Source organism: Gordonia sp. 852002-51296_SCH5728562-b, from assembly GCF_001665475.1.
Taxonomy (GTDB): Bacteria; Actinomycetota; Actinomycetes; order Mycobacteriales; family Mycobacteriaceae; genus Gordonia; species Gordonia sputi.
In genome coordinates, this window is record NZ_LZMI01000012.1 from 34,173 (window position 1) to 43,654 (window position 9,482).

Sequence of the window (9,482 nt, forward strand, 5' to 3'; positions counted from 1 at the left end):
TCGGTAGACTGCGTGCACACGACGCGCAACAGGTCAGGAGAACCATGAGCTACCGCGACCCCCGCGACCCCCGAGATCAGGACCCCAGGGATCAGGGAACGGCGCGCTACGAGACCGGCTACTCGCCGCAGTCGCGTGCCTACAGCCAGCCGACCGATCGGTACCAGCAGCAATACGGCAATCAGCAGCCCGGCGACCCTCGCTACAGCTCCGGCCAGTCCGACCCGAGATACGCCGCCGCGGGCTCGTACCCGAACCAGCCCAAGCAGCGTCAACGACCGAACATCAACGCGGGTCTCTACGCGGGCGGCGTCGTGATGACGGGCGTCGTGACCGGCCTGGCCGCCTGGCTGGTGGCGTGGATCATCCGGGCCATCGCCCAACGCGTCAACGAGGCGGGCAATCTCGGCGTCTGGAACCCACTCGCGCAGGACGAGTATTGGTTCGCGATCACCGGATTCCTGTGCGCACTCGCGGGCGGCGCCCTCTGGTACGTCCTCTACCTGACGACCCCGTCGCCCAACCAGTTCTACCGCTGGATCGTCGGGCTACTGATCGCCGCAGCGGTGATCATCCCGCTTGTGCTGTCGGCGCAGATATCCACCGGGATCGGTACGGCAGTGGTGCATCTCGTCATCGGCCTGCCGGTTCTGTCGCTGATCCCCGCAATGGGCGAGAAGAGCATCCAGCGCTGAATCCTGTGGGCGCCGTGCTCAGTCCTGTGCGGGACGCAGGTGCAGCACATCGCCCGCGGCGGCCGTGAATCTCTCGCCGTCATCGGTGCGCACAGTGATCCGCCCCTGCTCGTCGATGTCGTCGGCAACACCCTCGACGTCGCGGTCGCCCGGCAGCGAGAGCCGAACACGACGTCCGAGCGTGTCGCAGCGATCCCGATAACGTCGCGCGACCTCGGCGATGTCGTCGGGCCACGGCGCGTCGGCCAGTGCCCGCAGGTACTCCGCGACCAGTGCGGCAACGTCGACCGGGCGGCCGCTTTCCACCCGCAGGCTCGTGGCCGTCGGCACCGGAAGCTCGTCGGCGGTCATGCCGGTGTTGATTCCGATCCCGACGACCACCACCCCGCCCGTCGGCGCCGGGATGTACTCGGCGAGGATGCCTGCCACCTTTTTCCCGTCGACGAGCACGTCGTTGGGCCACTTGAGTGTGGGACGTACGCCCGTTGCCGACTCGATGGCCGACGCCGCGGCCACCCCCGTCGCCAACGACAACCAGCCCAGCTGCTCGGTCTGATCGCCCGCGTCGAGCGCCACCGAGATGGCCACCTGCCCTCCCGCGGGAGCCGACCACACCCGCGCGTGCCTACCGCGCCCCGACGTCTGGTCGGTAGTGATGCGCACGGTTCCGACGATCCCCGGCTCCCCCGCACGCGCTGCGAGATCGGCGTTGGTCGACCCCGTCGACTCGACGACCTCGATCGTCGACCCCACACCGCTTGCGGGCGAACCGAAGCGTTCCACGATGGCTGCACGCAACGCGTCGGCGTCCTGAGATGGTCGGGAATCCTGTGGTGTCTGCTCGTCGCTCACAGGTATCGAGATTAGTCACCCGAGCAGCGTCGTCGTGGCACACTTCGACACCTCGACGTGGCACCGATCACGAGAAAGATGAGGACGATCTCATATTGGGGTGGTTGACGCGGGCTACCGAGCGCTCGATAGCATCGGCTGTTATGACCTCTGCGCCGCAGCAGCCCGACGCTGCTCCAGACATCCACACCACCGCAGGCAAACTCGCCGACCTGCGCGAGCGCCTCGACGAGACGTTGCATCCGGTCGGTGAGGCCGCCATCGAGAAGATCCACGACAAGGGCAGACTCACCGCCCGCGAGCGCATCACGCATCTTCTCGACGAGGGGTCGTTCGTCGAACTCGACGCGCTCGCCCGTCATCGCAGCACCAACTTCGGTCTCGCAGAACGTCGCCCCGTCGGCGACGGTGTCGTGACCGGGTACGGCACCATCGACGGCCGCGAGGTCTGCGTCTTCAGCCAGGATGTCACCGTCTTCGGCGGCAGCCTCGGCGAGGTCTACGGCGAGAAGATCGTCAAGGTCATGGACCTCGCGATCAAGACCGGCCGCCCACTGATCGGCATCAACGAGGGTGCGGGCGCCCGCATCCAGGAGGGCGTGGTCTCCCTCGGTCTCTATGCAGACATCTTCTATCGCAATGTGCGCGCATCCGGCGTGATCCCCCAGATCTCGCTGATCATGGGACCTGCTGCCGGCGGCCACGTCTACTCGCCCGCGCTCACCGACTTCGTCGTGATGGTCGACCAGCAGAGCCAGATGTTCATCACCGGTCCCGACGTCATCAAGACGGTCACCGGTGAGGACGTGACGATGGAGGCGCTCGGCGGCGCCAACACCCACATGACCAAGTCGGGTGTGGCCCACTACGTGGCGTCCGACGAGGAGGACGCACTCGAGTACGTCCGCGACCTGCTCGCCTACCTGCCGAGCAATAACCGCGCAGATCCGCCGCGGCTGCCCGTCGACGAACCCGCCGCCGGTTCGATCGAGGACACCCTCACCGATGAGGATCTCGAACTCGACACGCTCATCCCCGACTCACCGAACCAGCCGTACGACATGCACGAGGTCATCCGGCGCATCCTCGACGACGACGAGTTCCTCGAGGTGCAGGCCGAGTACGCGACCAACATCCTCGTCGGCTTCGGCCGGGTCGACGGACGCAGCGTCGGTATCGTCGCCAACCAGCCGACCCAGTTCGCGGGCTGCCTCGACATCAACGCATCGGAGAAAGCCGCGCGTTTCGTGCGTACCTGCGACGCGTTCAACGTCCCGATCGTGACCCTCGTCGACGTTCCCGGATTCCTCCCCGGCACCGACCAGGAATACAACGGCATCATCCGTCGTGGGGCCAAGCTGCTCTACGCCTACGGCGAGGCGACCGTCGGCAAGATCACCGTCATCACCCGCAAGGCGTACGGCGGTGCGTATGACGTCATGGGTTCCAAGCACATGGGTGCCGACGTCAACCTTGCGTGGCCGACAGCTCAGATCGCCGTGATGGGCGCGTCGGGAGCCGTCGGATTCGTTTATCGTGCGCGACTCAAGGAGGCCGCGGCCAACGGCGAGGACGTCGACGCGCTGCGCCTCCAACTGCAGGAGGAGTACGAGGACACGCTGGTCAACCCCTACGTCGCCGCCGAGCGTGGCTACGTCGACGCGGTCATCCCGCCGAGCCACACCCGCGGCCAGATCGCGACCGCACTCAAGCTCCTCGAGCGCAAGGTCGTCAACGTACCGCCCAAGAAGCATGGGAACATTCCGCTGTGAGCTCACCTGACGACAACACGCCTGCCGACGCCGATGCCGGGCAGCAACCGGCCCGTCCCGTGTTGCGTGTCGTGAAAGGCAATCCGACCGACGAGGACGTCGCAGTCCTGGTGGCACTGCTCGCCACCGGTGGCGGTGGCGCTCCGGAACCGCACAGCGCGGAGCCGCGCAACGACTGGGGCCGTCCGATCGACCGCCTCCGTCCCGTGTGGGGTTCGGCGTCGTCGTTCCTGCGCTTCTGACGGGAACGCCGACGTGTCCAGCGAGGAGTCCGACGCGACCCGAGCCGGTCGACGCTACGAGGTGATCCTCGGCTCGGCGTCGCCCGCGCGCCTGACGGTGCTGCGTCATGCGGGACTCGACCCGAGAGTCGTCGTAGCCGACGTCGACGAGGACCACCTCCTCGAAACCATGGCGGCCGAGAATCCGGGCGACGCCGTGACGCGACTGGCCGAAGCGAAGGCCGACTCGGTGATCGCGACCCTGTTGGCCGAACGTGTCGACCTCGCCGCCACCGACGACGCGCTGGCCCTCCCCGACCTCGTCGTGCTCACGTGCGATTCGATGCTCCTGTACCGGGGCACGCTGACGGGTAAACCACACTCGGCGCAGGTGGCGATCGAGCAGTGGAAGCGAGTGCGCGGCGACGAGGCTCAGCTCGTGACGGGCCACTGCGTGGCACACATCAGCGGACTCGACGTGGTCGGACGTTCGGCGGAGTCCGCGTCGACGGTGGTCCGGTTCGCCGACGTCGACGACGACGAGATCGACGCGTATGTGTCGACGGGCGAACCGCTCGAGGTCGCGGGTGCGTTCACGCTCGACGGCCGCGGCGGGTGGTTCATCGCGGGTATCGAGGGCGACCCGTCGTCGGTGATCGGCATAGGACTGCCGACCGTCCGTCACCTTCTGCGCCGACTGGACATCCCGGTCGCGGCCCTGTGGTCTCCCAACTCGTCTTCCTAGCACCCGCGCCGGACTGATATCCGGGCACGAGTCGTCCCCGACACGAGTGCCCCAAACATGTCTAGGTCGTCACAGAACGACTGGTGAACCGTGCCCGCCCAACCGTGCGGACGGAGTGTTGTCGACTAGGCTGAATTTCGCCGTCCTGCGCCGCCCGCGCCGTGGCCCGATCCGAGCTGGAGAATCTCACCGTGACTGTGGAAACCGATCCGAACCCGGCATTCGCCGGTTACGCGCACCCTGAGCGTCTGGTCACCACGCAGTGGCTGTCCGCGCATCTGGGGGCCAAGGGTCTCAAGATCATCGAGTCCGACGAAGACGTCCTGCTCTACGACATCGGTCACATCCCGACCGCACAGAAGGTCGACTGGCACCTTCACCTCAACGATCAGGTGGTGCGCGACTACATCGACGGCGAACAGTTCGCAGAGTTGATGCGCAGCAAGGGAATCGAACGCGACGACACCATCGTCATCTACGGCGACAAGAGCAACTGGTGGGCCGCGTACGCACTGTGGGTCTTCACGTTGTTCGGTCACGAGGACGTTCGCCTGCTCGACGGTGGTCGCGACGCATGGATGTCGGAGGATCGCGACACCTCATTCGACGTCCCCGAGTACCCGCGGACGGACTACCCCGTCGTCGAGCGCGACGACTCGCTGATCCGCGCCTTCGAGGCAGATGTACGCGACTCACTCGGCACCGAGCCGCTGGTCGATGTGCGCTCGCCACAGGAGTACACCGGCGAACGCACCCACATGCCCGACTACCCCGAAGAAGGTGCGCTGCGCGGTGGCCACATCCCGACCGCGGTCTCGATCCCGTGGGCCAAGGCCGCACGCGCCGACAGCCGATTCCGCTCACGTGCCGAACTCGACGAGATCTACGGCGACCTCGACCCCGCAACCCCGACCATCGCGTACTGCCGCATCGGCGAGCGGTCGAGCCACACCTGGTTCGTGCTGACCCATTTGCTCGGATTCACACACGTGCGCAACTACGACGGGTCGTGGACCGAGTGGGGTAACGCTGTGCGCGTCCCCATCGCGGTCGGCGAAGAACCCGGCGACGCACCCGCGTAGGAACTCCGATGGGCACACTCCCCGCATCCCTCGCCGAGATCGTCGACGACTTTGCCGCACTTGGCGATTCGGACAAGGTGACACTCCTCCTCGAGTTCGCGGGCGAACTCCCCGCGCTCCCCGACGACCTCGCGACCGAGGCGATGGAACCGGTACCGGAGTGCCAATCTCCGGTGTTCTTATCGGTCGACGCCGCCGACGCCGACGCCGTGAGGCTCTATTTCAGCGCCCCGCCGGAGGCACCGACGACCCGCGGTTTCGCGTCCATCCTCGCCCAGGGCCTCGACGGCGAATCCGCCGACGCGATCCTCGCGGTGCCCGGCGATTTCTACCACGACCTCGGACTCGACGCCGCGGTCAGTCCACTGCGTCTTCGCGGTATGGCCGGGATGCTCGGCAGGGTGAAGAGCCAGGTACGCAGTCAGACCGGTCATCAGTGAAGTTCATCCAGATCCTCGAGGAGCCGATCGAACCGGGCGGTCTCGTCGAGTGGGTTCCTTCTGTTCCCGGCGGACTCGGAGGCTGGCTCGACGACACACGGCTGACGTCGCACAACCACGAGCAGCATCTGCGCGACGCGTTCGACTACCGCGTGCGCACCCGCAAGGAGGGCGGTCGCGAGTCATGGCTCGGACTGTCGATCCACTTCGACGAACCGCTCTCGATTCCCGCTATCCGTGCCGCGCTGTCGCAGTGGATCGATCGCCACGAGGTACTGCGCAGCCACGTCATCATCAAGGCCGACGGCCTGCACCGGTTGAGCACGCCGCCGGGCACCGTCCGACTCAAGATGGGCCGAATCGGGTGGTACTCCGAGTCCGGTCCGCTCCTCGAACAGATCGCGGGCGCCTTCGACCGCGCGACCGCCCCGATGCAATGGCCCGCCTACATGTTCGCCACCGTCGGCCGCGAATCGTCGTTCACGCTGCTGTTCGCCGCCGACCACTCGTTGGTCGACGGCTACTCGTTGATCATGGCCCAGCACGAGCTGATCACGCTCTATCGAGCCGCACGCGACCGCACCGACCCCGCACTGCCCGAGGTCGGTAGTTATGTCGACTTCAGCGCCCAGGAGCGTCGACTCGCCGACCAGACGGGAGCCGACCATCCCAGCGTGTCCACCTGGACGTCGTTTCTGAAGACAGGCGCAGGCGACATGCCTGCGTTCCAGACACCAGCGGCGAACACCGCCGTCGACGAGCCGCCCGATCCCGCTGTCGACGTCCCGCAGGAGTCGCTGTCGGGTGTGATCGTCGACGACGACTCGGCGAACCGCTTCACGGCGGTGTGCTCGGAGGCCGGCGGCACGCTCACCGCCGGCATACTCGCCGCGTTCGCGATCGTCCATCACCGTCGCACCGGTGATCGAGAGTTCCGCTGCGTCCTGCCGCGGCACACACGAAACGAGCAGCGATGGCTCACCGCGCTGGGTTGGTTCGTCGCCGTCGCCCCCTTCTGCCTCGACATGTCGGATTCGCCCACCTTCGACCAAGCGGTGGCCCGCGCGACCGAAGAGCTCAAACGCGCACGTCAGGGCGCATCGCTGCCCTTCCTGCGTGTTGCGGATCTCATCGGCTATCGGGGTGAGCCGCAGTTCGTCATCTCGTTCATCGACACGCGCTACGCTCCCGGCGCCGCCGAGGCCGACAGCGGCCGCGCCACGGTGATCAGAAGCCACAGTTACGCCCGCAACGAGGTCTTCATCTGGATCAACCGCACACCGTCGGGGATGCGCTTCTCGGCACGATTCCCCCGAGAAAGCCATGTCGGCGAGGTCGTCGGCCCCACGCTGATCGCCGACCCCGAAGCACGTACTGCGCCGGGTGTGATCGCGCGTGAGGAGGGTCCGGTGCACGCCTACCTGCATGATTTCGCCGAGTTCGTCCGGTCCGTCGGTGACGCAAGCACATTCGGTTCCACGGTGTGACCCCGACCGCAACCGAACGATTGCTCGGTGGGCTAGGGTGAACCGCGGAACCCACCCGATAGACTCGAGTGGTTGACGTCGCCCAGGTGACACCCGCCAGGTGAGAGCACAGTCAACGTGACAACACCGCCCAGGCGTGACACCGGTACGACGAAGCCGCACGATCAACAACGAGTGGTGAGACGAGGGGGACGTCGCGCACCGGCGGCAGCACCCCGTGAAGACAGCTCAGCACAGAGCCAGGCCCAGGAGATCAAGCAAGTGCCCAGTGAACAAGCGCCCAACTCCACGATCAGCTCCAACTCGACGATCAACAAGGTCCTGATCGCCAATCGAGGAGAGATCGCGGTCCGCGTCATCCGCGCCGCGCGCGACGCCGGAATCCCCAGTGTCGCGGTCTACGCGGAACCTGACGCCAACGCCAAGTTCGTGAAGCTCGCCGACGAAGCCTTCGCCCTCGGCGGTCAGACCTCCGCAGAGTCGTACCTGGTCTTCGACAAGATTCTCGACGCCGCCGCGAAGTCGGGCGCCAACGCCATCCACCCCGGCTATGGATTCCTCTCCGAGAACGCCGATTTCGCCCAAGCAGTGCTCGACGCCGGTCTCATCTGGATCGGACCGTCACCGCAGTCGATCCGCGACCTCGGCGACAAGGTCACCGCGCGCCACATCGCACTGAAGGCCGACGCCCCGATGGCTCCGGGCACCAAGGACCCGGTCCGCAACGCCGACGAGGTCGTCGCGTTCGCCAAGGAGTACGGCGTGCCGGTCGCGATCAAGGCGGCGTTCGGCGGCGGTGGCCGCGGCATGAAGGTGGCCTACACCATCGAGGAGATCCCCGAGCTGTTCGAGTCGGCCACCCGTGAGGCCATCTCCGCGTTCGGTCGCGGCGAGTGCTTCGTCGAGCGCTACCTCGACAAGGCACGCCACGTCGAGGCGCAGGTCATCGCCGATCAGCACGGCAACGTGATCGTCGCCGGTACCCGCGACTGCTCGCTGCAGCGTCGCTTCCAAAAGCTCGTCGAGGAGGCACCCGCACCGTTCCTCACCGACGAACAGCGCAACCGCATCCACTCGTCGGCCAAGGCCATCTGCCGCGAGGCCGGTTACTACGGTGCGGGCACCGTCGAATTCCTCGTCGGCAACGACGGCCTGGTCTCCTTCCTCGAGGTCAACACCCGTCTGCAGGTCGAGCACCCCGTCACCGAGGAGACGTCGGGCATCGACCTCGTCCGCCAGCAGTTCCGCATCGCCAACGGCGAGAAGCTCGAGTTCTCCGAAGACCCCGCACCGCGCGGACACTCGATCGAGTTCCGGATCAACGGCGAAGACCCCGGCCGAAACTTCCTCCCCGCGCCCGGCCCGATCACCGTCTACAAGGAGCCCTCGGGCCCCGGCGTGCGCGTCGACTCCGGCGTGGAGCAGGGCGACGTCATCGGCGGGCAGTTCGATTCGATGCTCGCCAAACTGATCGTCACCGGTGAGAACCGCGAGCAGGCACTCGAGCGTGCCCGCCGCGCACTCGACGAGTTCGAGGTCGAGGGTCTCGCGACGGTTCTGCCCTTCGATCGGCACATCGTCACCAACCCCGCTTTCGTCGGCCACACCGATGAGAACGGCGTCGAGACGTTCGACGTCTACACCAAGTGGATCGAGACCGACTGGGACAACCCGATCGAGCCCTACACCGGTGGCGCAGCCATCGAAGAGGACGATTCGGCGCCGCGGCAGAAGGTGGTCGTCGAGGTCGGTGGCCGCCGCGTCGAGGTCTCACTGCCCGGCGATCTCGCGCTCGGCGGAGGGTCGTCGAGCAATGGTGTCGTCCGCAAGAAGCCCAAGCCGCGCACACGCAGCAAGGGGGCCGGTGCTGCCGCGTCCGGCGACTCGGTTGCCGCGCCCATGCAGGGCACCGTCGTCAAGATCGCCGTCGAGGAGGGCCAGGAGGTCTCCGCAGGCGACCTCGTCGTGGTGCTCGAGGCGATGAAGATGGAGAACCCGGTAACCGCACACAAAGACGGTGTCGTGACCGGCCTCGCCATCGAGGCGGGCGCAGCCGTCACCCAGGGCACCGTGCTGCTCGAGATCAAGTAGCCACTCACCATCCATCCAGTCGGGGGGGGGGGGGGGGGGGGGGGGGGGGGGGGGGGGGGGGGGGGGGGGGGGGGGGGGGGGGGGGGGGGGGGGGGGG

The 9,482-nt window shown here is 67.0% G+C and carries 9 protein-coding genes; 8 read left to right on the forward strand and 1 reads right to left on the reverse strand.

Going from position 1 to position 9,482, the window contains the following annotated elements:
* Nucleotides 1-44: 44 nt before the first annotated feature.
* A complete protein-coding gene (locus A5766_RS03295; protein WP_005205811.1) occupies nucleotides 45-695 on the forward strand; it encodes a DUF6069 family protein in 651 nt (216 codons plus the stop codon).
* 18 nt (nucleotides 696-713) lie between these two features.
* Here A5766_RS03295 and A5766_RS03300 read toward each other — a convergent pair whose 3' ends face one another.
* Nucleotides 714-1,547: a biotin--[acetyl-CoA-carboxylase] ligase gene (locus A5766_RS03300; protein ID WP_141630857.1), complete on the reverse strand. Its 834-nt coding sequence runs from the start codon at nucleotides 1,545-1,547 to the stop codon at nucleotides 714-716.
* A 143-nt stretch (nucleotides 1,548-1,690) separates the two neighbouring features.
* On the opposite strand from A5766_RS03300, the gene A5766_RS03305 reads away from it, so the two are divergent.
* The 7 genes from A5766_RS03305 to A5766_RS03335 all read left to right on the forward strand — a co-directional run bounded on the left by A5766_RS03305 (nucleotide 1,691) and on the right by A5766_RS03335 (nucleotide 9,385).
* Nucleotides 1,691-3,319, forward strand: a complete 1,629-nt coding sequence (locus A5766_RS03305) for an acyl-CoA carboxylase subunit beta (protein ID WP_005205813.1) — start codon at nucleotides 1,691-1,693, stop codon at nucleotides 3,317-3,319.
* A complete protein-coding gene (locus A5766_RS03310) occupies nucleotides 3,316-3,561 on the forward strand; it encodes an acyl-CoA carboxylase subunit epsilon (RefSeq protein WP_064903419.1) in 246 nt (81 codons plus the stop codon). Before A5766_RS03305 ends, A5766_RS03310 begins: the two co-directional genes overlap by 4 nt.
* Before the next feature lie 13 nt (nucleotides 3,562-3,574).
* Entirely contained in the window at nucleotides 3,575-4,285 is a 711-nt protein-coding gene (locus tag A5766_RS03315; RefSeq protein ID WP_064903422.1) for a Maf family protein, read from the forward strand.
* Nucleotides 4,286-4,476: 191 nt separating this feature from the next.
* Nucleotides 4,477-5,367, forward strand: a complete 891-nt coding sequence (locus A5766_RS03320) for a sulfurtransferase (RefSeq protein ID WP_064903434.1) — start codon at nucleotides 4,477-4,479, stop codon at nucleotides 5,365-5,367.
* Nucleotides 5,368-5,375: 8 nt separating this feature from the next.
* Nucleotides 5,376-5,807: a SufE family protein gene (locus tag A5766_RS03325; RefSeq protein ID WP_005205817.1), complete on the forward strand. Its 432-nt coding sequence runs from the start codon at nucleotides 5,376-5,378 to the stop codon at nucleotides 5,805-5,807.
* Nucleotides 5,804-7,294: a condensation domain-containing protein gene (locus tag A5766_RS03330; protein ID WP_064903424.1), complete on the forward strand. Its 1,491-nt coding sequence runs from the start codon at nucleotides 5,804-5,806 to the stop codon at nucleotides 7,292-7,294. Before A5766_RS03325 ends, A5766_RS03330 begins: the two co-directional genes overlap by 4 nt.
* 261 nt (nucleotides 7,295-7,555) lie before the next feature.
* The gene (locus tag A5766_RS03335; RefSeq protein ID WP_197501301.1) at nucleotides 7,556-9,385 is read left to right on the forward strand and encodes an acetyl/propionyl/methylcrotonyl-CoA carboxylase subunit alpha; all 1,830 of its coding nucleotides are present in this window, start codon (nucleotides 7,556-7,558) and stop codon (nucleotides 9,383-9,385) included.
* Nucleotides 9,386-9,482: the final 97 nt, after the last annotated feature.

What these genes read in the sequence shown, in the direction of transcription:
- A5766_RS03295 (WP_005205811.1), top strand. Translation starts at nt 45, where the DNA reads ATGAGCTACCGCGACCCCCGCGACCCCCGAGATCAGGACCCCAGGGAT.
- A5766_RS03305 (WP_005205813.1), top strand. Translation starts at nt 1,691, where the DNA reads ATGACCTCTGCGCCGCAGCAGCCCGACGCTGCTCCAGACATCCACACC.
- A5766_RS03325 (WP_005205817.1), top strand. Translation starts at nt 5,376, where the DNA reads ATGGGCACACTCCCCGCATCCCTCGCCGAGATCGTCGACGACTTTGCC.